General features: G+C 38.2%; 20 protein-coding genes, 4 tRNA genes, 1 other RNA gene and 1 pseudogene. 16 read left to right on the forward strand and 10 right to left on the reverse strand.

From position 1 onward, the window contains the following. Positions 1 to 99 precede the first annotated feature (99 nt). From cysE to polA, 3 genes are read left to right on the forward strand one after another with little or no spacing between them, the layout of a single operon-like run. On the forward strand, positions 100 to 756 hold the full coding sequence (gene cysE / locus MV676_RS07585; protein WP_297446440.1) for a serine O-acetyltransferase: 657 nt from the start codon (positions 100 to 102) through the stop codon (positions 754 to 756). Then, a complete protein-coding gene (locus tag MV676_RS07590) occupies positions 757 to 1,893 on the forward strand; it encodes an SPOR domain-containing protein (RefSeq protein ID WP_297446443.1) in 1,137 nt (378 codons plus the stop codon). 22 nt (positions 1,894 to 1,915) lie between these two features. Next, positions 1,916 to 4,432: a DNA polymerase I gene (polA, locus tag MV676_RS07595; RefSeq protein WP_297446446.1), complete on the forward strand. Its 2,517-nt coding sequence runs from the start codon at positions 1,916 to 1,918 to the stop codon at positions 4,430 to 4,432. Here polA and rnpB read toward each other — a convergent pair. From rnpB to MV676_RS07625, 6 genes are all read right to left on the reverse strand, one after another. Further along, an RNA gene (rnpB, locus tag MV676_RS07600) (RNase P RNA component class A) lies at positions 4,426 to 4,747 on the reverse strand. The genes polA and rnpB overlap by 7 nt on opposite strands. A 95-nt stretch (positions 4,748 to 4,842) precedes the next feature. Beyond that, a tRNA-Ile gene (locus MV676_RS07605) sits at positions 4,843 to 4,919 on the reverse strand. A gap of 8 nt (positions 4,920 to 4,927) precedes the next feature. Then, positions 4,928 to 5,003 (reverse strand) — tRNA-Ala (locus MV676_RS07610). 38 nt (positions 5,004 to 5,041) lie between these two features. Then, a tRNA-Glu gene (locus MV676_RS07615) sits at positions 5,042 to 5,119 on the reverse strand. Positions 5,120 to 5,127: 8 nt separating this feature from the next. After that, positions 5,128 to 5,203 (reverse strand) — tRNA-Lys (locus MV676_RS07620). A gap of 387 nt (positions 5,204 to 5,590) precedes the next feature. Continuing rightward, positions 5,591 to 6,601: a YfdX family protein gene (locus MV676_RS07625; RefSeq protein WP_297446448.1), complete on the reverse strand. Its 1,011-nt coding sequence runs from the start codon at positions 6,599 to 6,601 to the stop codon at positions 5,591 to 5,593. A 352-nt stretch (positions 6,602 to 6,953) separates the two neighbouring features. On the opposite strand from MV676_RS07625, the gene MV676_RS07630 reads away from it, so the two are divergent. Next, positions 6,954 to 7,733 (forward strand): site-specific integrase, encoded by a 780-nt coding sequence (locus MV676_RS07630; protein ID WP_297446450.1) that lies wholly within the window; start codon positions 6,954 to 6,956, stop codon positions 7,731 to 7,733. Here MV676_RS07630 and MV676_RS07635 read toward each other — a convergent pair. Continuing rightward, entirely contained in the window at positions 7,650 to 8,405 is a 756-nt protein-coding gene (locus tag MV676_RS07635; protein WP_022847110.1) for a segregation/condensation protein A, read from the reverse strand. The two genes, MV676_RS07630 and MV676_RS07635, sit on opposite strands and share 84 nt — an antisense overlap. A 4-nt stretch (positions 8,406 to 8,409) precedes the next feature. After that, the gene (locus tag MV676_RS07640; protein ID WP_022847111.1) at positions 8,410 to 8,808 is read right to left on the reverse strand and encodes a CBS domain-containing protein; all 399 of its coding nucleotides are present in this window, start codon (positions 8,806 to 8,808) and stop codon (positions 8,410 to 8,412) included. A gap of 150 nt (positions 8,809 to 8,958) precedes the next feature. Here MV676_RS07640 and mraY point away from each other — a divergent pair, with 150 nt between their 5' ends. Then, the gene (mraY, locus tag MV676_RS07645) at positions 8,959 to 10,035 is read left to right on the forward strand and encodes a phospho-N-acetylmuramoyl-pentapeptide-transferase (protein ID WP_297446454.1); all 1,077 of its coding nucleotides are present in this window, start codon (positions 8,959 to 8,961) and stop codon (positions 10,033 to 10,035) included. 62 nt (positions 10,036 to 10,097) lie between these two features. Further along, positions 10,098 to 10,481: a TraR/DksA family transcriptional regulator gene (locus MV676_RS07650; protein WP_022847113.1), complete on the forward strand. Its 384-nt coding sequence runs from the start codon at positions 10,098 to 10,100 to the stop codon at positions 10,479 to 10,481. A 27-nt stretch (positions 10,482 to 10,508) separates the two neighbouring features. Here MV676_RS07650 and speD read toward each other — a convergent pair whose 3' ends face one another. After that, the gene (speD, locus tag MV676_RS07655; protein ID WP_297446457.1) at positions 10,509 to 10,907 is read right to left on the reverse strand and encodes an adenosylmethionine decarboxylase; all 399 of its coding nucleotides are present in this window, start codon (positions 10,905 to 10,907) and stop codon (positions 10,509 to 10,511) included. Between the two features lie 196 nt (positions 10,908 to 11,103). Between speD and MV676_RS07660 the strand changes: the two genes are divergently transcribed. From MV676_RS07660 to mqnE (MV676_RS07670), 3 genes are read left to right on the forward strand one after another with little or no spacing between them, the layout of a single operon-like run. Beyond that, a complete protein-coding gene (locus MV676_RS07660) occupies positions 11,104 to 11,523 on the forward strand; it encodes a metal-dependent transcriptional regulator (protein ID WP_022847115.1) in 420 nt (139 codons plus the stop codon). Continuing rightward, on the forward strand, positions 11,501 to 12,613 hold the full coding sequence (gene mqnE / locus MV676_RS07665) for an aminofutalosine synthase MqnE (protein ID WP_297446459.1): 1,113 nt from the start codon (positions 11,501 to 11,503) through the stop codon (positions 12,611 to 12,613). Before MV676_RS07660 ends, mqnE (MV676_RS07665) begins: the two co-directional genes overlap by 23 nt. A 9-nt stretch (positions 12,614 to 12,622) precedes the next feature. Further along, complete coding sequence (gene mqnE, locus MV676_RS07670; RefSeq protein ID WP_022847117.1) at positions 12,623 to 13,723, forward strand: aminofutalosine synthase MqnE; 1,101 nt, start codon at positions 12,623 to 12,625, stop codon at positions 13,721 to 13,723. A 14-nt stretch (positions 13,724 to 13,737) separates the two neighbouring features. Here mqnE (MV676_RS07670) and purD read toward each other — a convergent pair whose 3' ends face one another. Beyond that, positions 13,738 to 15,012, reverse strand: a complete 1,275-nt coding sequence (gene purD / locus MV676_RS07675; protein ID WP_022847118.1) for a phosphoribosylamine--glycine ligase — start codon at positions 15,010 to 15,012, stop codon at positions 13,738 to 13,740. A 102-nt stretch (positions 15,013 to 15,114) separates the two neighbouring features. Between purD and hisG the strand changes: the two genes are divergently transcribed. The 7 genes and pseudogenes from hisG to MV676_RS07710 all read left to right on the forward strand — a co-directional run. Beyond that, the gene (gene hisG / locus MV676_RS07680; RefSeq protein ID WP_022847119.1) at positions 15,115 to 15,750 is read left to right on the forward strand and encodes an ATP phosphoribosyltransferase; all 636 of its coding nucleotides are present in this window, start codon (positions 15,115 to 15,117) and stop codon (positions 15,748 to 15,750) included. A gap of 8 nt (positions 15,751 to 15,758) precedes the next feature. After that, on the forward strand, positions 15,759 to 16,550 hold the full coding sequence (locus tag MV676_RS07685; RefSeq protein WP_297446464.1) for a class I SAM-dependent methyltransferase: 792 nt from the start codon (positions 15,759 to 15,761) through the stop codon (positions 16,548 to 16,550). A gap of 12 nt (positions 16,551 to 16,562) precedes the next feature. Further along, positions 16,563 to 19,472 carry a glycosyltransferase gene (locus MV676_RS07690; RefSeq protein WP_297446466.1) on the forward strand — a complete coding sequence of 970 codons (2,910 nt, stop codon included), beginning with the start codon at positions 16,563 to 16,565 and terminating at the stop codon, positions 19,470 to 19,472. After that, entirely contained in the window at positions 19,465 to 20,316 is an 852-nt protein-coding gene (locus tag MV676_RS07695; RefSeq protein ID WP_297446468.1) for a hypothetical protein, read from the forward strand. Before MV676_RS07690 ends, MV676_RS07695 begins: the two co-directional genes overlap by 8 nt. Further along, a complete protein-coding gene (locus tag MV676_RS07700; protein WP_297446470.1) occupies positions 20,309 to 21,538 on the forward strand; it encodes a hypothetical protein in 1,230 nt (409 codons plus the stop codon). Before MV676_RS07695 ends, MV676_RS07700 begins: the two co-directional genes overlap by 8 nt. A 3-nt stretch (positions 21,539 to 21,541) precedes the next feature. After that, complete coding sequence (locus tag MV676_RS07705; protein WP_297446472.1) at positions 21,542 to 23,023, forward strand: glycosyltransferase; 1,482 nt, start codon at positions 21,542 to 21,544, stop codon at positions 23,021 to 23,023. Between the two features lie 69 nt (positions 23,024 to 23,092). Beyond that, positions 23,093 to 23,487 (forward strand): annotated as a pseudogene (locus tag MV676_RS07710) (flagellin); the annotation flags it as partial.

Genomic DNA, 23,487 nt, shown 5'->3' on the forward strand with positions numbered 1-23,487 from the left:
CTTTCCACATTATTCCTGCCGTCTCTTTTGCGCCGCATAGATTTATCGTATATAATCTTCCTCTGACCTTCCTTTATGTGGCAAAGAGGTAGACCTGAAATGCTTAAAAGAATCCGAGAAGACATCGCTGTTGTTTTCGAAAGAGACCCCGCCGCCAGGAGCGTTATTGAAGTTATAACCTGTTATCCCGGACTCCACGCAATATGGCTACACAGGATAGCACACTTCCTCTGGGAAAAGAAACTCAAGTTACTTGCAAGAATGGTATCCCACTTCTCAAGGTGGCTTACAGGCATAGAGATTCACCCGGGTGCAAAGATAGGAAGACGATTTTTCATAGACCACGGTATGGGCGTGGTAATAGGTGAAACAACCGAGATAGGTAACGATGTAACGATATACCATCAGGTAACCCTCGGCGGAACAAGTACTCATAAAGGGAAAAGACATCCAACAATAGGCAATAACGTTGTAATAGGTGCCGGAGCAAAGATACTTGGCCCGATAAAGATAGGTGATAATTGTAAAATAGGCGCCAATTCCGTTGTAGTAAGAGATGTCCCACCGAACTCAACAGTTGTTGGTATTCCTGGTAAAATAGTTAAGAGAGATGGAATACGTACAACCCGTGTTGATCTTGAACATGGGCAGTTACCCGACCCTGTTATGGAATCTCTAAGGCAGATGTTAGACATCATACACTCTCTTGAAGTAGAAGTAAAAACTCTTAAAAAGGAAACGAAGGGGGAAGAGTAAGTGAAAAGATTCTGGTTAATTATCATAACATTACTTATTTTTCCTGCATCAGCTTTTGCCAGGATTTTCTACTCTATTCAACTGTGCGCAAGAAAAAACATAGATGCAGCATATAAAACCCTAAAACAAACAGAAAAGTATCCCGATGCAAGGATAGATATAGTCGATGGATATTACAAGGTAAGGGTAGGCTTATTTAATACCTACGATGAAGCAAAAGAATTTCTTATCAAGAATAAAATAAGAAAGATATTTAAGGGAGCCTTTATTGCAAAAGTGGATGATAAAACCCTGCAAACAAGTATTTTCCCCAAAAAACATAACAAGAACATATTTAAAAATCCGGCAAATGCAACACAAAATAAAACAGAAAAACAACCGGCAAAAGTTTCAAATTCAGAAAATGCAACATATTCCGTTCTTCTCTACAAAACCAATAACAAAGAGAAGGCGATTAACTTTTTCAAAGGGTTACCCGACGAAATTAAAAAAGAAGCCTTTCTCTATGAGGACAACAACACATACTCTGTTAGAGCATTCTTGGTAAAAGGTTATAAAAAAGCAGCAGAAAAGGAAAAATCCATCGGATATCTTCACTTTGAAACCGAAATCAAACCCACAAAAAGAGAAAAGATAGAGAAAATTCCTGAACCTGAAAAGAAAATGATTAAACCCCGGATATCTACAAAACCCACGGTTAATTCACAACCAATGGTATCAAAAGCGAAAAAACCAAAAACAGTCGTAACAAAAGAAAAGAAAACTCCCATATACTTTATAGCTCTAATCCTTGCAGCAGCAATAGCCATTGTGATTACCGGACTAAAAGCATTTAAAGGCAAAGCAGTTTCAAAAGAAGCTGAAGATATGTATGATGTTCTCACGAAAGCCCTTGAAAAGGGAGACACAGCCCTTTTAAAGGAGATCGTGGTCCCGTATCTTGCAAGATATCCTGAAGATTTAAAAGCACAGGAACTTTATGCTATGGCACTTGAGAAAGAGGGAAGATATATGGAAGCAGCTGACATATACTTTGCCATAGCGGAGGTATTGGAGGGAAAAAAGCAGTTTGAAGAAGCTGAAAAGTTTAAAAAAAAAGCTGAGGAGTTAGTCAGCAGAGAATTCAAAAAGAAATAGTCCGGGCAGTCTGGAGTAAAAAATGTCTGAAAAGAGAGTTTATCTATTTGACGGAACAAGCTTTGCATACAGAGCGTTCTATGCAATAAAAGGGCTAACAACATCTTACGGATTTCCAACAAATGCAATCTACGGCTTTGCAAGAATGTTCCTTAAACTATTCAAAGAGATAAAGCCGGAATACGCTGCGGTAGCATTTGATGTAAGCAGAAAAACATTCAGAGAAAAAATATCAGCAGACTACAAGGCCAACAGAAAACCCACTCCTGGCGACTTCAAAGTACAACTTCCATACATAAAAAAGTTCCTTGAATGCTTCGGTGTACCGGTGATTGAAAAGGAAGGATACGAAGCTGACGATATTCTTGGAACAATAGGAAAAAAACTTGCAGAAGAAGGATACGAAGTAATAATTATCTCTCCCGATAAAGACATCAGGCAGTTGATTGAAGAAAACGTTCACGTACTTTCAATATCACCACAGAAAAAAACAGAAACTTTATACACACTTGAAACTTTCAGAGAAAAGTTCGGGTATGAACCGGGACAAATTCCCGATATTTTTGGCCTTGCCGGCGATACAAGTGACAATATACCGGGTGTCCCGGGAATTGGCGAAAAGACCGCAACGAAATTGATAAAAGAATTCGGTTCTCTTGAAAAGCTGTACGAAAACCTTGACAAACTTCCACCTAAAAGAAAAAAAGCCCTTGAAGACTATAGAGATCAGGCATTTATGAGCAAGAAACTTGCTACGATAGATAAAAACGTCCCGATAGACGTTGAACCCGGAAACCTAAAACTAAAAGATCCTGACGTCGAATGCCTATTTAAACTCTTTAAAAAACTTGAGATGAAATCCCTGATAAAAGAGATAAAAGAATTCTTCCCCAACATCCAGTTTCAGGGAAAAAATATAGAAAAAACACAAGAAACGGATAAAAAAAGTTTTTTAAATTTCCTTGAATCAGATGACCTCTTCTCAAAGAAAGAGTGTGCAATAGTAGTCAATGAAAATCTTTTCGCCTCTGTTGACAGACACTTCAGCCAGATAGATAGAGAAACTTTTAAAGAAATATGCAAAAGGAGTGGAAAAATATACACGTTTAACCTAAAAGAGCTTTATCATCTTACAGGAACAACCGGAAAACATAAACAGTTTTTTGATATATCTATAGGTGAATATCTTCTTAATTCTATTCAAAAAGACTATTCACCAGAAACAATACTAAAAAAATATCTCGAAACTTTAGATATAGAACCTGTTGAAAGATATTCTCACCATATAATAGACGTCGGAAAAAAGGTAATAGAAAACCTTAAAAGAGAAAACCTTCTAACTTTATACGAAAAGATAGAACATCCCCTTATAGAAGTTCTCTACTATATGGAAAAACGGGGTGTTTTATTTGATAGAAAACACATGGCAACCTTAAAAAGCAACTTTTTATCGAAAATGCAACGTTTAAAAGAAGAAATTTTTTCAATAGCCGGCGAAAGTTTCAATCTGAATTCACCGAAGCAGCTTGCAAAAATACTCTTTGAGAAACTTAAAATAAAACCTGTGAAAAAGACACGGACGGGATACTCCACAGATGTTGAAGTCCTCACAACACTTGCATTAAACGGCTATGAAATCGCTGAACTTATACTTGAATACAGAAAATATTCAAAACTGTTAGGCACATTCATAGACGGCATAACAAAACACATGGACGAAGAAGGCAGAGTTCACACAAACTTCATACAAACAGGAACAGCAACGGGAAGATTATCAAGTGCCGAGCCAAATCTACAAAATCTGCCAGTTTCTGACGAGATATCCAGACAGATAAGAAACGCAGTAATCGCACCAGAAGGATATAAACTGATCTGGGCAGACTACTCACAGATAGAGCTCAGAGTCTTAGCTCACCTTTCAGGCGACGAAAGGTTAGTTGAAGCCTACAAAAAAGATAGAGACATCCACACTGAAACTGCCTCCATACTCTTTGGAACTGAACCTGAAAATGTATCACCTGAAATGAGAAAAGTGGCAAAGATGGTGAACTTTGGAATCATATACGGAATGAGTCCTCAAGGACTATCCCAGCGACTTGGAATAGGATTTAACGAAGCGAAAAACTACATCGACAGTTACTTTGCAAAATTCCCAACGGTAAAAGAGTTTATAGAGAAAACACTATCGGAAGCTTACGAAAAGGGGTATGTCAGAACGCTATTTGGCAGAAAAAGACCTGTTCCGGAACTTAAAGCGAAAAACAAAAACATAAAGCAGTTTGGTGAAAGGGCAGCCTTCAACGCAGTCATTCAAGGAACAGCAGCCGATATAATGAAGATGGCAATGATAGCACTGTTTAAAGAGTTTAAAAATAAAGATAGCTTTCTAACTCTTCAGATTCACGATGAAATAATAATGGAAGCACCCGAAACCAGGGCAAAAAAAATAGAAAACAGAGTAAAAGAGATAATGGAAAATATTGCCAACCTTGACGTTCCCTTAAAGGTTGACATTAAAAGCGGGAAGAGATGGGAGTAGGCAGGCCCGTAAGCCGGGTTCTGTTTTAGAGAGCCATTTATCTAAGCGGCTTACCCGTCGGCATCGGGCGGGCAACCCTCAAACGCCGACCTATTCAGCCTTGCTCCGGGAGGGGGTTACCGTGCCCTCTCTCCTCGCGGAAAGAGGCGGTGGTCTCTTACACCACCTTTTCACCCTTACCCCGAAAATCGGGGCGGTTTATTTTCTGTGGCCCTGTCCGCAGCGTTTCCCCTGCCTGGCTCAACGCCAGCTCCCTGCCCTATGGAGCCCGGACTTTCCTCTTCCTTTAAAGGAAGCGGCTCTCCAGCCTACCTCTCCCGGCATATAGAATATAAGACTAATTAAAAGATTATACAATCTTATGGACGATTTATACGTGATATGCGATGGATATTAAAGAAGTATATAGATGGTGGGCCTGGGAGGACTCGAACCTCCGACCGTCCGGTTATGAGCCGGATGCTCTAACCAACTGAGCTACAGGCCCTTATTCGTTGGTGGAGCCGGTGGGATTCGAACCCACGACTTTCAGACTGCCAGCCTGACGCTCTCCCAGCTGAGCTACGGCCCCGAATCTACAAAACAGATTCGGCTATTATATAACAAATTTGGCGTCCCCAGGGGGATTCGAACCCCCGTCGCCGGCGTGAAAGGCCGGTGTCCTAGGCCGGGCTAGACGATGGGGACGCTTAAAATGGTGAGCCGCCCAGGACTCGAACCTGGGACCTACGGATTAAAAGTCCGTTGCTCTACCAACTGAGCTAGCGGCCCACGGTTAGCGTGGAATAATATAAGCTCAGGTATCTACAATGTCAACTGTTTGTACGAGTTCAATACATAGAGAACACCCGCATTTTCTAATATAATCCTCAGACGTCTCAGCGGGAGCCATATAACCTAAAGCATAATGAGGCCTCACAAAATTAATGTCACCACATAACTGTTCCAAGTCTGTTTAAGATTGCCGCCATCTGTGAGAAGCTTTTACGCTTTTAACAGGCTAATATTTTTTTTTCCTTTTTTAGGGTCTTTTTTAAGGTCGCGTCTGCACCTGATACGTAAAGAGAAAGGCTTCCTTCACCGGATATCTGATTTTTCTAAATTCCAACAGTGCTTTTTGTTTAGCTGGCTCTACCTTCAGGTAGAGCCAGCTAAAACTTATTCTGTTCTGGAAAGTATTTCTTTTGTGGCCTTCTTCTTCAGCAGTTTTAACTTTTGAAGTATTGAACCAAATAGAGAACCTGTTTCTTTCTTTCCTTCTATTGCCGTCTCAAGTTGCTTCAACTCTTTATCCAGTTCACTATAAGTTTTTTCGAAGTCGTAAGCATAGCCCAGAGCTTTTGCAAGTTCCAGTTCTTTCTGTGCTTCCTTCAGATAAGCCACAGCAAGTTTTCTGTTTTTCTTGCTCACCACTTTAGCCTTTTCAATTAAGGCTTCTGCTTTCACCATTGGTACTGGAATTACAATTTTTTGTATGGCTATACTGTCTCTTATGGCCATTAACATTCTTATAGCTTCTTCTTTTTTACCTTTATCTATCTCTTTAATTGCATCTTTCACAACCTTTCTATACATGGATAGAGGAAGATAAACATTTATAACATCTATCTCGTCAGACAGGGTGTTGAGCAGAGCTTTTGCATCTTGAATTCTTCCTTCCTTCAATAGTTCCTCTGCCTTTCTTTTAATTTTATCAACAGTTTTTACATCTCCCCTGAATTCTACAACAGCTATCTGTTGGTTGAGAGGAACAAAACCCATTCCCCTATTTTCTTTCATGTATGTTTCAACGTACTTCTCTGCTTCCATTAAAACTTGTTTTGCCTTTTCTGCTTTTCCTTCCTCAAGCAATTTTATTGCCTGGTCAACTTTTTCCATTGCCGTTAAAGCTGTCTTAAAAGAAGGTCTCATCCTTCTGAGAGATTCAACTTTTCTCTTTACGGCATTCATTGATGTTTTTTTTGCTTCCATTTTCTCTCTGGTTTCTGTGTTTATTTTCCAGAAAGAAGCTGATGATGTGCCGTGTTCAGACATCATACTTTCACTCATATTGCTCCTAGCACTGTTCCCCGTATTTTTTGCTCTTCCTCCGGATTTCATTGATGCTGCCAGTGCGCCTGATGGGGCAACAAGAGCAACTGCTAACAGGATAGACATAACTCTTCTCATCTTTTTTCCTCCTCCTTAGCGAAATATTTCATCTTTGCCTTTAAATTAGAAATTTTATAACAATTTTGCAAGTTTTAGGAATGTTTAGCGCAATCTTGCTGAATATTTTTCTTTAAAAAATCCATTTCAGGTTTGAAATCAAGTATCTCGTTATTTATGGATTTTCATAAAATTCTAATTTATAATAGAGGTGAACAATATGAAATCCATAGCTCTGGAATTGAATAACTGCATTTAATGTTTTAATACACTAAATAGCTCCATACCTTTCTTTCATTTCTTTTTCTATAATGATACCGGTAAATTTCTCAAGTTTCAATCAGAAATTCTTAACGTTTAGATGAGGTTTAGTGTGGGTGCGAAGGTAAAGGAATTCAGGGATTATCTGAAAGGGGAAGGGTACTCTGAAAATTCAATAGCTACTTATGTTAGAGCGGTTGAGAAGTTTTACCTGTTTTTAAAGTTTTACGGGTTTAAAGAGAGGAGTTTTGACGAGGATAAGTTGGTTTCTTTTTTATCTTCCACGTATAAGACGGCAGGGAGTATGAAAACGGCACTTTCCGGAATAAGGAAGTACCTGCACTTTGCCTTTGACTTTAAATTAACGATTTCCGTTAACGTAGAGGAAGACTTCAAGGATTTTGTTCTGATTAAGAAGGAGAAGCTCAAAGAATTTTTTGAAAGAGCAATGAAAAGTAGAAAACAAGGGATAAGAGCTGCCCTTATTATGATGCTCTATCTTGGCTTGAAACCTTCAGAGATAGCAAAGCTAAAAAGATTTTCCCTTAAGTATATTGATAAAGTTCCTGCTATTGATGAAGACAGGATCAAGAGGTTGTTGATAGATAGAGAAGTTGTGGAATCGCTAAAAGAGCTTGAGAAGGACGGTATTGTTTGTCTTTCAGTAAATCCGCAGAGTTTGAAAGTAACGTTTTTTAAGATAACCGGGAAAGACTTTTCTCTCAGCGATTTTAAGGAGAATTACGCTTATAGACTTATAGAAAAGGGGCTTCCGGTTGATATCGTTGTTGAATTTTCAGGACTCTCTTTAGATAGGGTTTCCTACCTCCACCGCTTTTTCACTCTCAAGAGCAAACAGGAGATTATCGGCGAAAAGCTTGCAAATCTTTGAAATGATAATGTCTCCATCTTGTTGACATACTGCTGCTTCGCCTATTTTACACAGTTCAAGTATAGCTAAGAAGTAAACTACAACTTCAAGTTTACATATAGATTCTTCCATAAGTTCAGAAAATCTGATTACTTCCCGTTTTTTAAGGAGTCTTCGTAACTTTTCTATCTTTGTTGATACTTTAAATCGCTCGCTGTTTAGTGATAACTTTGTCCCTTCATCTATATCTTTCTTTTCAAGGAGGTTCAGAAATGTCTCTTTAAGATCCTCTGCCGTATTGGCTATTTTGATTTTATCCTGAAATTGAAATACAATGTCGGCGGTATTGTTTGGGAACATTTCTGACTGAAGATTCTCCAACTCTTCTAACTTTTTAACACCTTTTTTTATCTTTAGATATTCCTCTATTGCCTGGACAATGGCCTTTCGTGGGTCGTAATCATCCTCTCTTGGAATGAGCATTTCTGACTTTATTTTTGCCAGCGTCGCTGCCATTACGATAAATTCTGAAGCTAACGGAATGTTAAGTTCTTTCATCGTTTCTATGTAATGCAGGAACTCTTCCGTTATTTCAGAAATAGGAATGTCGTAAATGCTCACTTCTTTTTTCTTTATGAGGTAGATTAGAAGATCAAGGGGCCCTTCGAAAAGTTCAAGGTCAACCCGATACATACGGTTAGCTCCTTATTGCACCGACGAGATTGGCGAACTCAGTTACTAAAACTTCAAGAACATCGTCAATTGAAATTATACCTTCTAACCTTCCTTTTTTGTCAACAACAACAACTCTTCTAATGCCGTAATCCCTGAATTTTTTTGTCAACGTGAAAAATCCACTATCAGAAGTTATTGTTATCAGTTCAGGAGTCATGACTGACTTTACAGGTGTATCGGGAGGTTTTCCAAGAGCCCTTATCGCTATATCTCTGTCTGTCACGATTCCAACAGGTTTGTCTCCGTCCATTACTACCAAGCTTCCAACGTTTTTCTCTTCCATCCTTTTTACTGCGTATTCAATAGGATCTTCTATATCAATGGTTATGACTTTCTTTATCATGATATCCTTTATTGGCATTCTCCCCTCCATTAAAGAAGGTTACCTTTCTTTAAATTAAGTAATTATCTTTCTTTTGTCACTCAAAGGGTTAAATTTTCCTGTGAGGTTCTTTTATCCTATCTGTTTTGAGTATAAAATAGCTTTTAACATTTCTTGAGTGGAGAGTGTATGTTTTACGGTCTTTTTTATAAATTACTTGGTATTAATATCTTTAAGTACATAACCTTCAGATTAGTATATGCAACTATCACGGCTATTCTTGCAGGCTTCTTTATATATCCAAAACTAAAGAAATTTCTTAATCATCTTCAATTTGAACAGGCGATTAAAGAGTACATGCCTGAGAATCACAAGAAAAAACACGTTCCTACAATGGGTGGAGTTCTAATAATTTCAGCTTTTCTTATATCAGTACTTTTGTGGAACAAGTGGAACAACCTTTTCGTCTGGCTTGCGATAATGGCAATATGTGGATTTGGTCTAATAGGTTTTGTTGACGATTATATAAAGGCTAAATTGAAGAATCCAGAAGGACTGTCAGAAAAGAGAAAGTTTCTTTCACAGATTATAGTTGCCCTTGCAATATCTGTGATTCTCTACGCTTCTGATTTTTCAACGGTTCTCTACTTTCCGGTATTTAAAAATCTTCACATGGATCTTGGAGTGTTTTTCATCATCTGGTCTGTTATAGTAATTGTTGGATCTTCAAATGCAGTTAATCTTACGGACGGTCTTGACGGTCTTGCGATAGGTCCCGTTATTACAACTTCCCTGGTACTTCTTGTCTATGCTTACGTTGCCGGTAACGTGAAGTTTTCCTCTTACCTTCACCTTCCGTATGTTGCTGGTGCTGGAGAGCTTTCTATAGTTTGTGGTGTCGTTATTGGCGCATCTCTTGTTTTTCTCTGGTTTAACGCCTATCCTGCGGAAGTCTTTATGGGTGACGTTGGCTCCCTTGCACTTGGGGCACTCCTTGGAACTGTGGCGGTTATCATTAAGCAGGAATTTATTCTTGCTATTGCAGGCGGTATTTTTGTTTTAGAAACACTCTCTGTGATTATTCAGAGGTATTACTTCAAGTACACGAGAAAAAAGTTTGGACAGGGAAAGAGAATCTTTCTCATGGCACCTCTTCATCACCATTTTGAGAAAAAAGGATGGGAAGAGCCAAAAATTACTGTACGTTTCTGGATAATATCTATACTTCTTGCCCTGCTTTCCTTGAGTTTTCTGAAGATAAGATAGTTGATTGACAATTTAGGAATTTGTTTTTACATTACAACCTCAAATTGGCCGGAGGGTTAGTTATGAAAGGGAACCAGTGTTTGACTAAAGAGCAACTTCAGGAGTTCAAGAAAATACTTGAAGAGAAAAAAAGGGAATTAATTGAGGATATCAAGAGAGGTATCCTTGAAGAGGCAAGTGCAGAAAGGGAAGTCGGTGATCTTGTTGATATGTCGACAGAGGAGATTTTAAGAACGTTCGAAATGAGAATAAGGGACAGGGAAGCCAAGTATCTTAAGAAGATAGAGAAGGCTCTTCAGAAAATAGAAGAGGGAACTTACGGTATTTGTGAAGAGTGCGGTAAGTGTATATCTTATGAAAGATTGAAACTGCGGCCTGTCGCAGAGCTATGCATAAACTGCAAATTGAAACAGGAAAAGCTTGAAAGAAAGTTTGGAGAAGAGTAATTTTATATAGGGGGCGTAAGCCCCCAATTATGCCCCCAACGAGCAGGCGGATGCGAATTCCACCTCCTCACTTTCATCAATCACCCCTCTAAAGTGAACGTCTTTTTCCACTCTTGAGGGCTTGAGCTTTTCTACGATGTAGTCAAAAGCCTTAAAGGCAAGTTCGTGTGCCCCGCATGTGTAAACGTCTATCGCTACGTATCCGTGTTCAGGCCATGTGTGGAAAGAAAGGTGAGACTCTGAGATCACAATTACCCCTGTTGCACCGTAGGGGTAAAACTGATGAAAGTGAGAAGACAGTTTGTTCAGTTTCGCTTCTTTTACAGCACCCTCAAAGATCTCAGCCATTCTATCGGCAGATTTGAGGATTTCCGGATCGCAACCGTAAAGGTCAGCTACAATGTGGACGCCGAGAGTCTTGGCCATTTCCACTCCTCCTTTAAGACGATTTTCGCAATCAAGGCTGGTTTGCCTCCTAAAGATTAGGTTTGCAACCTTACTATTATATGCTAAAAGGGAGGGTGTGCAATCTAAATTTTAAGGAATATTCCAGAAGGCCTGGTCCTTTTCTCTCTTAAACCTGTGGTAAAATTAATAAACCTTTAAAAGCTAAAGAGGTTGTATGAAAAAGGAAAACAGATTAGCACCGAGGCTGGAAGATTATCTTGAAACGATCTATCTCCTTGAGAAGGAAAATGGAGTAGCAAGGGTAAAGGAGATAGCAAAAAAGCGGAACGTTAAGATGCCAACGGTCACAGAAGTTCTGAAGAGACTTTCCGAAAGAGGTTATGTAAACTATGAGCCTTATGGACTTGTGAGAACTACGGAAAAAGGGAGAAAGTACGCAGAGGAACTTTTTGAGAAGCATAAGATTCTTGAGGAGTTTATGAGAGTTGTTCTTCATCTTCCTGACGAGATGGCTGAAGAGGAAGGGTGTCTGCTTGAGCACCATCTTAGTGCTACCACTATCAGCAGAATAGGGAAACTCACCAAATTTCTCAAAGAGAAAGGGTTAATAGATGAAATTGGAGATGAATATTGAGCCTTTTATAAAGGATAAAGCCCTTTTTCCTGTCTATGAAAAGGTAATGTCAGGTGAAAGGTTATCTTTTGAAGATGGTGTGAAGCTGTTTGAAAGCGATGATATCCTTACTATAGGGAAACTTGCCTCTATCGTGAACGAAAGAAAAAATGGAAAGCTTGTCTATTTTGTTGTTAACAGACACGTTAATCCGACCAATATCTGTATAGGAAACTGTAAATTTTGCGCTTTCAGAAAGAATAAAGGAGAACAGGAGGCTTACGAGCTCTCCATAGAAGAAGTTGTTGAGAAAGTGAAAGAACATGTTGATAAGGGAATAACTGAAATTCACATTGTTGGAGGATTACACCCCGATTGGAACTATGACTACTATATAAAAATGATAAAGGCAGTTCACGTGGCTTTTCCGTCTCTTCACATTCAGGCTTTTACAGCTGAAGAGATAGACCATCTTGCAAAGATAGGGAAGAAGAGCATTGAAGAGGTTCTTTCTGATCTTGTGATGGCAGGTCTTGGTTCTCTTCCGGCAGGTGGTGCGGAGGTTTTTAAGGAAACACTGCGAAAGAAGTTGTGTCCCGAAAAGCTTTCCTCTTCCCGTTACATAGAGATTCATAAAACTGCCCACAGGTTTGGATTAAAGAGTAACGCTTCCATACTTTACGGTCACGTTGAAACGGTGGAAGATAGGGTTGACCACCTTATTAGACTGAGAGAAGCCCAGGATGAAACGGGCGGATTTCAGGCTTTTCTATCGTTTGCGTACCATCCTGACAATACGCAGCTTGGTGGAAAGCCCACTACAGGTTTTGATGATTTAAAGATGCTTGCCGTTGCACGGCTTATGCTTGATAACTTTCCCCACATAAGAGCCTTCTGGATAATGTTAGGAGAAAAGCTTGCCCAAACTTCTCTCTTTTTTGGTGTAGATGATCTTGATGGGACAGTTATAGAAGAAGAGATAACGCATTCAGCAGGGGCAAATACCGGAAGTTACATGCCAAAAAGCAGGCTTATAAAACTTATTAAAGAAGCTGGCAGGATTCCCGTTGAGAGGGATACAGTTTATAATGTTGTCAATGTTTATCTGTGAGGTCTAAAGATGGAAGCATTTTCTTTCATAAAGGATAAAAATCTCTATTCAATTGCTGAAAAGGTTTTTTCTGGAGAAAGGCTCTCTTTTGCAGATGGTTTAAAGCTTTTTGAAAGTAACGATTTAAACGCAATTGGCATCCTCGCATCTTACGCAAATGAGAAAAAAAATGGGGATAAGGTCTATTTTAACGTTAATGTTCACATAACACCGACAAACATCTGTGTTGGAACGTGTAAGTTCTGTGCCTTTCGTAAGAATAAAGGTGATGAAAATGCTTACGAGCTTTCGATAGATAGAATTCTTGAAAAGATGAGAAACATGAATCTATCCGGTGTTACTGAAGTTCATATTGTTGGCGGGCTTCATCCTGAATGGGGATTTGACTATTACCTTGAAATGGTTAAAAGGATTAAAGAGGAATTTCCTGAAATTCAGATAAAGGCTTTCACTGCTGAAGAAATTAAGCATATAGCAGGGAAAGGTGGAAAAAGTATAGAAGATACACTTATATCTTTGAAAGAAGCAGGACTTTCATCGATGCCAGGTGGAGGCGGAGAGATATTTGACGAAGAGATAAGACAGAAATTGTGTCCCGATAAGATTTCTGGTGAAGAGTATTTAAACATACATAAAACTGCTCATAGATTAGGTATAAAGACCAATGCAACGATGCTTTTTGGTCATGTTGAGACCTATGCCCACAGGGTTGACCACCTTATCAAACTGAGGGAAGCTCAGGATGAAACGGGCGGATTTCAGGCGTTTATTCCTCTGGCTTTCCATCCTGTGAATACAGAGATAGAGGGGGCAGATTACACTACAGGTGTTGATGAGATAAAAACGCTTGCCATATCAAGGCTTATGCTGGACAACTTTCTCCACATAAAGGCTTACTGGATAATGCTTGGCGAAAAAATATCTCAAATGTCACTCTTTTACGGCGTTGATGACCTTGACGGGACGGTTGTAGAGGAGGAGATAACGCAGGCTGCCGGTGCCAGAGCTGGTGAGTACATGCCAAAATCAAGATTGGTAAGGTTGATAAAAGAAGCGGGAAAAACGCCTGTGGAGAGAGATTCTCTATACAACGTTATAAAAGTATATTGAGAGGCAGGTCGAACCTACCTCTCTTTAAGAGCTTTTGCGCCTATATCTTTTCTATAGTGCATTCCTTCAAAGTGTATTCTGTTTACTGCTGCGTAAACGTTGTCCATGGCTTCCCTGATGTCTTTCCCCATAGCTGTGACGTTTAGAACTCTTCCTCCGTTTGTTACCAATTTTCCGTCTTTTATAGCTGTTCCTGCGTGGAATACAACAACGTCGTCAATCTTTTCTGCCTCTTCTATGCCTGTTATCTCTTTACCTTTTTCGTATTTTCCGGGATATCCTCTGGAAGCAAGAACAACACATATGGCGGTTCTTTCGTCCCACTCGATCTCCTCTATCAAGTTACCTTCGATTGTTCTTTCACACAGTTCAATCAGATCTGTTTTCATTCTTCTCAAGATAACCTGTGCTTCAGGATCGCCAAATCGGACGTTAAATTCGAGAACCTGAATGCCTTTGTTCTCTGTAACCATTATTCCTGCATAGAGTATTCCTTTAAATGGTGTTCCCCTTGCTGCCATTCCTTTTAGCATAGGTTCTATTACTTTCCTTTTCACTTCCTCTTCAAGTTCTGGTGATAGAACAGGCGCCGGAGAGTATGCCCCCATTCCGCCAGTGTTTGGTCCTTTGTCGCCGTCAAAGACTGCTTTATGGTCCTGTGCAGGGGCAAGGGGTATGTAGCGTTCTCCGTCGCTTATTACAAGGTATGAAGCCTCTTCACCTTTGAGGCACTCTTCTACAACAACTCTGTTGCCTGCGTCTCCAAACACTTTGTCCACCATTATCCTATCTATGGCTTCAAGTGCCTCTTCGATAGTTTGGGCAACGACTACACCTTTACCGGCTGCAAGCCCATCAGCCTTTACCACGATAGGAGCGCCTTTTTCTTTTATGTAGGATTTTGCTTCTTCTGGATTATCAAAGATTTTAAATTCTGCAGTTGGAACGCCGAACGCCTTCATCATCTCTTTTGAGAAGGCTTTGCTCCCTTCGAGTCTTGCCGCCTCTTTTGAAGGACCAAATATCTTTAATCCTCTTGATTCAAATTCATCAACGATGCCGGCAACTAAAGGAGCTTCCGGGCCAACGACAGTAAGGTCTATCTTCTCTTTTTCAGCAAAATCAGCAATGGCTTTAATGTCAGCAGGGTCTATCTTTATGCATTTGGCTATCTGTGCTATTCCAGGGTTTCCAGGGATTGCGAAAATCTCTTTAACACGGTCGCTTTTTGATATCTTCCAGGTAAGAGCGTGCTCTCTACCACCGGAACCTACTACAAGAACCTTCATTGCCTCTCCTTAACAATCTGGTTTAGGCAAATTATAGCAGGTTTTTAGACTCTCTGTTTGTGTTAAAATGAAAACGGATACAACCTGTGATAAGAGGTATTGATGAAAAGAGAAAAGCTGACGTTTGCCCTACCAAAAGGAAGATTGTTGAAAGATGCTGTTAAGTTACTTTCAGAAGTTGGTATTGACGCTTCGTCAACCCTTGAGAAGACACGTAAACTTATCTTTGAAAGTGACGAATTCAAGTTTATCCTGGTTAAGCCCATGGATGTTCCAACCTACGTCTATTACGGAGCGGCAGATCTTGGTATAGCGGGTAAGGACGTTATAGATGAGAAAGGGCTGGAAGTGTATGAGCCTCTTGATTTAAAGTTTGGTTTTTGTCGTCTGTGTGTTGCGGAACCTGTTGATATTGCGGAACCTTACGATATTGAGAAACTTTCTTTTATAAAGGTGGCTACAAAATTTCCAAGAATAACCGATAAATATTTCAGAAGCAGAGGTGTTCATCCAGAGATTATTGAGCTTTACGGTTCTGTTGAAATAGCACCGCTGCTTGGTTTGAGTGAGCGGATAGTTGACCTTGTTCAGACGGGAACAACTTTAAAAGCCAATGGCCTCAGAGAAGTTGATACCATATTGATATCAACGGCAAGGCTCATAGTGAACAGAGCCAGTTTAAAGACAAAGTATGACAAGGTTAAACCGATTATCGATGCTATTAAAAGGTGTATTTAAGCGGGGGAATGGTGGATTACACGGTTATTGGAAATTCGCCTGTTAACTATCTTTACATTCCTGAACGTTTGCGGGAAGTGGAAAATAAGAAATATCATCAAGAAGATACCTTTAAAGTCCTGCCTAATACAACGTTTTACATTGTTTCAAATTATCTTAAAAAGAATTCTGTTGTTCTCGATGTTGGGTGTTCTTCAGGATATTTTGGTAAGTTCCTCATAGACACTTTAGGTGCAAAGGTTTATGGGGTTGATATTGATGAGAAAGGCTTATCCATTGCAAAGGAAAGAGGTTACTCCGATGTTTACAAAATAGATTTGGATAATGATATTGAGACTTTTGGGTCCGTATTGGATGATGTTAAGCCAGATTACATATTGTGTCTTGATGTTGTTGAACATTTAAAAACCGCAAGCTTTTTCATGAAAAAGCTACTAAGATTCTTGAAGAAAAATGATTCAGAGTTAATTGTGAGTATTCCGAATATTGGTCATATAGATATCATTTACAATCTGCTTATGGGAAGGTTTAACTATTCTTTACTGGGAATTCTTGATAATACACATTTAAGATTTTTCACGAGAAGCTCATTTAAAGAATGGATAAAATTGATAGCAGAGGATGTCGGCTTGGAGTTAGACGTTTGTTTGATCGGAAAGACAGAAGCTCCATTTTGCTTAAACGAAAAGGAAAGAAATTTTAATAAAGACATATCGAGACTGCAACATATGGCAAAAAGAGTTAATAACGATGACCTTTTTACGGTTCAATTTGTTTTTTCCATAAAAAAGAGGGTGTAATATGGGGAACGCATGGCTAAAATCAGTGTTGTAATTCCTACATATAACAGACCTGAGTTTTTAAAGCAGGCAATAGAAAGTGTAGTTAATCAAAGTCGAAAACCAGATGAGCTTATAATTTTAGACGATAACCCGGAAACTGTTAAAAACGAAAAGGTTGTTTTGCCGTTTGTTGAGAAATTTTCCTTTATTAACTATGTGAAAAATAAAAAAAATCTTGGTGTTGTAAATAATTATAAAAAAGCTTTTGAGATTGCTTCAGGTGATTATGTTAAGTTGCTATCTGACGATGATATTCTTCATCCTGATGCACTGCTTCTGATGGAAAAGGTGCTTGACGAGAATCCCGATTGCACAGTTGCGGCTTCTTCAAGGATTATGGTGGATGAATCACTTCGTTTTAAGCAGCTTCTTTCTTTGGAAAAGTCTGGAAAGTTAGATGGGAAAACTCTTATAGTTGATTCACTAAAGCGGGGAGAAAATATCGTCGGCGAATTTTCTGCCTTATTTTTCAGGAAAGCTCTTGTGGATATAGACTTTTTTAGATTTAAAGAACTTAACATAAGGGCCAATGCCGATTGGTATTTATGGATGTATCTTGCTTCAAAAGGTAGCGTTTATTATTTTGATAAACCCCTTGTTCTTTTTAGATATACTGAGAAAAATGACCAGAGCAAAATAGATGTATTTATTTCTGGTGTAAAAGAAAAGCTACAATTTTTGACAAATGAAGATTTTCATAGCCACTTGGGAATAAATTTTCCCCTTTCCTATCAGGTAAAAGCTTTTGCCAGAATGTCTAAGGACTTTAAAAAAATTTCAGACATGGTAGTGAGAAATGCTCTGTATGCTAAAAAATTTGATAGTGAATGGAAAGGTATAAAAAATAGATTTTTTTTCTGGCTTAATAAGATAGAAAAAAAGATACTTCAAAAACGTTCTTCAGTTTCTGTAATTATCGTTACTTATAATTCTGAAAAATACATTTATAACTGTCTTAAATCGCTCTTGAATACTTTAAATGCAGAAGATGAAATTGTTGTTGTAGATAACAATTCAGAAGACAAAACAGTAGAAATAGTAAACAGTATCGCTAAAGAATCTCCGATTTCCATTAAACTTGTATCTTTTCAGGAAAACCTGGGTTATTCAAGAGCAGTTAATGAGGGGATCAAACTATCAAGCAGGGATTTCCTTGTGTTTTTGAATCCTGATACCCTTGTAACAAAAGGTATGTTTGAAAATTTACTTTCTGCTCTGGAAAAGGAAAATGTAGGTGCAGCGGGACCGCTCAGTGTAAATGTTACATACACCCAGCATTTTTCAAGGTATTTACCGGTTCTGGACTACCTAATGTCAGGTAAAGAAATTCTTGATTACAGGGAAGCTATTGCAGCATTTTTAAGTAATTATTTCGAGGGTACTTTAATTGACACTAAACTTCTGATAGGTTTATGTCTTGCTGTCAGGAGAGATGTTGTTGAAAAAATCGGTGGTCTTGATGAAAATTTATTCTTGGGAATGGATGACTTTGAATTTTCCTGGCGCCTGAGAGAAAATGGATATAAGTTGAAAATTGTTCCTTCAGCATTTGTCTATCATTTCGGGCATGCATCGTTTAGAACTATACCTGAGAAAAAGGCCAGCAAATATCAGGAAGATGCCGTTAAAAATTTATGGGAAAAATTGATTGTCCACTATGGTTTTGGAAATGTTCCGTGTATAGATGAATTGTGGAACATAAATAGAGCTGTCTTCCCTGTAAATTTTCCTCAGAGGAAATATAACTTCATGTTTAACTTTTCCCGTAAAGAAAAAGGAGAAAATTGGTTTAAGAGAAAAGGCCGTTTTTTAATTAAAAATCCGGAAGTTGCAATTGTTACGGTTTCTTACTTTTCTTCGGAGGATATGGTTCCTCTCTTTGCTTCTGTTAAGAAATCTTCTTACCCTGTAAAGCTTATCGTTGTTGACAATTCAGAAAATGATGCTGAGTTTGAAAGGCTTGTTAAAACAGCCGTTTCTGTTTTTGGCAAAGAACAGGTCAGACAGTGTTTGCCCGGGAAAAATGCAGAAGGGCAGGTTGTTGTTATAAAAAACAGCAATACTGGTTTTGCAGGTGGGGTGAATTTAGGTGTAAAGTCTGCTATGGATAGAAATATTCCATTTATCTGGATTTTAAATCCGGATACGGTCATAGCACCTAATGCGGTGTTTGAACTTTTGAAAGCTTCTATATATACCGGTGTTCCGGTTGTTACATGTGAAATCAGGGATATGGAGAACCCTTCAAGAGTGCAGTATAATGGTTATATTGTTAATTTAGGTGGCGTAAAAGATAGAGCTTATTATGTGAAAAAGGTTAGATATTTAAGCGGTTCAAACATTTTCTGTAAAAGTGAAGTCTTTGAAAAGGTTGGATTTTTGAAAGAGCATTATTTCCTTTATTTTGAGGATAATGACTTTTTTGAAAGGCTTCTTCAAGCCGGGATTCATCCCATTTACATACCTTATACATTTATACTCCATAAAGGTGGTACTTCAACAGGGAGATTCCTCGAGAGTCCTGTTTCCATGTATTACTTTGTAAGAAGCATGCTTTATTTCTATAAAGAATTAAACAGGGCGTTCCCGTTTTCAAATATTTTAAGTTTGTATAAGTCATACTCTTATGATAAGCAGCTGTTGCGAAGTATTATAGAGGCAGTTTATGATTTCAGTAAGAACATTACGGGCAAGAAAGAGTTTTCATTTCTTAACCCTTCAGTGAAATCCAAGAGTGTTCATACGGATGAATTTTTGAAGATTTCTATAAATTTTACAATAGATTACCTGAGAAATTTTTTAATTTTGAAACCGAGAAAAAGTGTAAAGTTTATAGAGTTTTTATCTCTTGTTGAAAAGAAGGAGCTGCTTTATGGTTGAGCTTGATGAAAAAACCATAAAGATTGCTGATAAGATTAAAGGTAAAAAGTTTTTCAGAAAAATCCTGCAAAAGATATCCCGAAAGAGGTTAATTTTTACCGTTACAACAGGCAGGAGTGGTACGGCTTATCTTTCAAATCTTTTAGCTTCTTTTGATACAGTGGCTTCTTTCCATGAGCCTGATCCAAATTTCGCTATAGTTATGAGAGATGTTCAGAAGCTTCCGCATTTAGCCATTCGATTTCTTTTCGAAAAGAAGTTACCTGTTATTGCTTCTATTGATAAACCTATATATTGTGAAACAAGTCACCTTTTCTGTAAAGGATTCTTCTTTCCTCTACTTGAACTGGGCGTGCTTCCTGAGATTATAGTTTTGAAGAGGAACAGAAGAGCTGTAGCAAAAAGCCTCTTTGAGCTTAATACCATCCCGGGAAGAACTTCTGTTGCTCTTATGTTCTATTTAAAACCTGATGATAGGGTTTATTTGCCAGTAAATAACTGGCAGAAACTTCATGATTATCAGCTGTGCTACTGGTATTGTCTTGAAATTGAGAAAAGAATGGAAATTTATTCTAAAGAAATAAAAAATAGAGGAGGCAGAGTTTATGAAGTTAATCTTGAAAATCTGTTAGATATAAAAGATGTTGTTAAATTTTTCGAGAGTCTAAATCTTACAATTTCGGAAAAAAGCCTGGCGAGTCTTAAATCCAGAGTGGGTACTCCTGTCAATACCAAAAAGAACATTAAGATTAGAAGTCTGTGGCAGGAATTAAATGAACAGGCTGTTTTAGAGATGGAAAAAGAAATAGAAGAAATCGCATATCAGGGAGGAAGTTATGAATAAACAGGTCGATGTTCTTATTATTTCTTCGGATGTTGTAAATCAGGAGTTAATAGAATCTTTAAATGAGAACGGCGATTTTATTTCTGCTGTGTTCGTTTCTGGAAGTGAGAAAGAATTTTATTCTAATCTTGATTTAGATATAAACTTTCTAAATCTTGATTCTTCTAATAAAGGCTTCTTAAGGAATAGGCTACTTGAAGCTTCTAAATCGCGTTATGTTTTGTATATTTCAGAAAGCACATCTCTTGATGATGATACGCTGGAAGAGCTGTTTTCAGCTTTTGAGGAAAGACCCGATGCCAATATAATATATCCCAACGAAGTTATTTTCTGGGGGGATGAGGAAACTGTTCGTAACTTTGATGAATATGCCGGAAGAGAGCTGGAACTTCTTCAGTCTTTAGCAATAGAAAATATGCTACCGGAGTTTGGAGTAATTGTTGATGCTAATTTTTTAAAAGAAAAAGGTGGTTTTGATGAGAGATTCTGGGATTACGAGTTCTATGATTTCATTTATAAACACATAAAGGACATCAAGTTAAAGTGGGCTGAATTTGCATTTGTAAATTCTACATTGCAAAGCAGTTTCATAGATACTTCCTACAGGAGCCTTGCAGTAAGGGAAGTGATTAATATTTATGACTGGAAGAAGGAAATATTTCCTTTACTTGGATGGGATAACAATGAAAATGTTGCCCTTGCAACGGCCAATACAATTATAGGAGATAGGATTGCTTCCTATATTGATTTTCTAAACGCTTCAGAATTTTACCGCCGTTCTCTCTTCTGCTTTCACAATACAGTTTCTCTTGGAAAACTTTTTGATGTTTATCTTTTAATGGGAAGGTTTGATGATGCTTTTGCCCTTCTTGGTGAAGGTTTTTCAGATGATGAAAAAAATGAAAGGAAAGAACGGTTAGAAAATGTCAAGAAAATTATTTCAGGTCTCGAGGAGGCAGTTGAAAAAGGACAGTTGGAAGAAGTTATTGCTGTTATGAATGAGGTTGCCAGCTATTATAAGGGTGCCCCTATACATAATATCATGGGGGTTATTGCTTACCTAAAGGGAAATTTTGAGGAAGCTTATAAATTTTTCTTTAAGACTGTGACAATGAATCCTCTTGAAAAGGATTATCTCATGAATCTTACTGATATGGCTAAAAAACTTGGAAAAGAGCAAGAGGTCATTGGCCTTATAGATAGACTTGTCAAGCAGGGGTGATTAATGATATCTGCGTGTGTGATAGCCAAGAATGAAGAGAAAAATTTGCCACGCCTCTTGAAAAGCTTAAAAGGAAAGTTTGAAGAAATAATTCTCGTTGACACAGGTTCTACTGACAGAACAATAGAAATTGCAAGGTCCTTCGGCTGTAAAGTGTATCAGATAAACTGGACTGGATTTGCTGATGCAAGAAATTTTGCAGTATCAAAAGCTAAAGGTGAGTGGATATGGCATTTTGATGCCGATTTTGAGATAGATGAAGAAGAATTCATAAAAGCAAAAAGGCAGCTTCTTCTGTTGGACGAAAAATATAACTCTGCAGATGTAATTATTGAGAATTACAATATAGACGGGACAATTCGTTCCTATTCTTCTCACTGTTTTATTCACAGAAACAAGCCTGAAATAAAATGGAAAGGAAAGGTTCACGAGTATCTCGAAAATGCAGCATTAACATTTGGTCTCAATGTTAAGGTAAAGCATTTTGGTTATGAAGATGATGCTGTGCTGCGAAAAAAAGCTTTTCGAAATATAGAACTTCTGGAAGCAGAAATTGAGGAAATAGAAAAAAAAGAGGGGGCAAATTCGCCAGAATATGCTTACAAGCATTTTTACCTTGCTCAGTCTTACACTGTTCTTGGTTTTTCCGATCCGAAATATTTTAAAAAAGCTATAGAAACTGCAGAGAAATACTTTTCTCTCAGAGGAAATCTCAGTGAAACCAACATTTTTGATGTTCACATTTACACCTACATAGTGGAAGCTCTTATAAAGATAAACAGGTATGGTGAAGCAAAAAAATACCTCAAAGAAGCGCTGTTGTTAAAACCCAGATATGTTGATTTTCTCTTTTTAAAGGCCTGTCTTGAAGAGCTAACGGAAAACCTTTCTGCCGCTTTTAAAGGATACTGCGACTTTCTTTTTGAAGTTGATAGTTTTATAAAGGATAATCCATTCAAAAAGGTAGATGGATTAACATTTCTCTCTGACAAAGCTGTGCATGCCTATCATGTTGCCTCTGAAAAGATACCCGAACTTTTCTGTAAATTAGATTATGCTTTAACCGAAAGAGAACACCTTGAGAAGCTGTGGCAAAAAGAAAAGGGCCTTTACACTGGAATAGCACTTGCAAGGGTTTTAAAATTAGTCGGAGAAGATGAAGGAAAGATATTGAAGAAACTTTACAGGGTTTACAATAGTAACTACCTCGTCCATTTCGAAATGGGAAACTTTTATCTTGCTAAAGGACAACCTGACAAAGCTGTAAAATACTTTTCAAGGGCTTTGGAGTTAAATCAGAATTTTGTGGTTGCCAAAGCCTTCCTCGGCTATGCCAGGATGGCTGCTGGCAGTTCAGATACAAAAACACTGATAGAGGCTGTTTCCTCTCTAAAAGACTACTTTGAGAGAACAAAAAATATCTCTGTTTTACCTCTTCTAAAACGGTGTCTTCAGCTTCTTAAAGATATAAAAACAAAAAAGTGATATAAAAAAAGAACAGCTGTCTCCGATAATAAAAATAGAAAAGTTAAAACCCTATGGGAGGTAAGAGTCATGGCACTGCGAATTAACTACAACTTTCAAGCGGACTTTACCCACGCTAATCTTTTAAGGACTGAAGCAAGTATGAACAAATCTCTTGAAAGATTGGCAACAGGTTACAGAATTAACAGCGCGGCGGATGATGCTGCAGGTCTTTACATTGCTGACCAGCTTAAGACGTACGCTGTGTCCCTTGATCAAGGTATCAGAAATGCTCAGGATGGTGTAAGCATTGCTCAAATTGGTCAGGGTGCGTTAAGTGAAGTTTACAACATTCTTAACGATGTAAAATCAAAAGTTATCCAAGCTTCAAACACCCTTGACACACAGGCAAGACAGGAAATTCAGCAGGATATCAACCACCTTATTGATTCTGTTTCAAAGATTTTTAGCGATACAGAGTTTAA

Source organism: Desulfurobacterium sp., assembly GCF_027028515.1.
In the GTDB taxonomy this organism is placed as follows: domain Bacteria; phylum Aquificota; class Aquificia; order Desulfurobacteriales; family Desulfurobacteriaceae; genus Desulfurobacterium_A.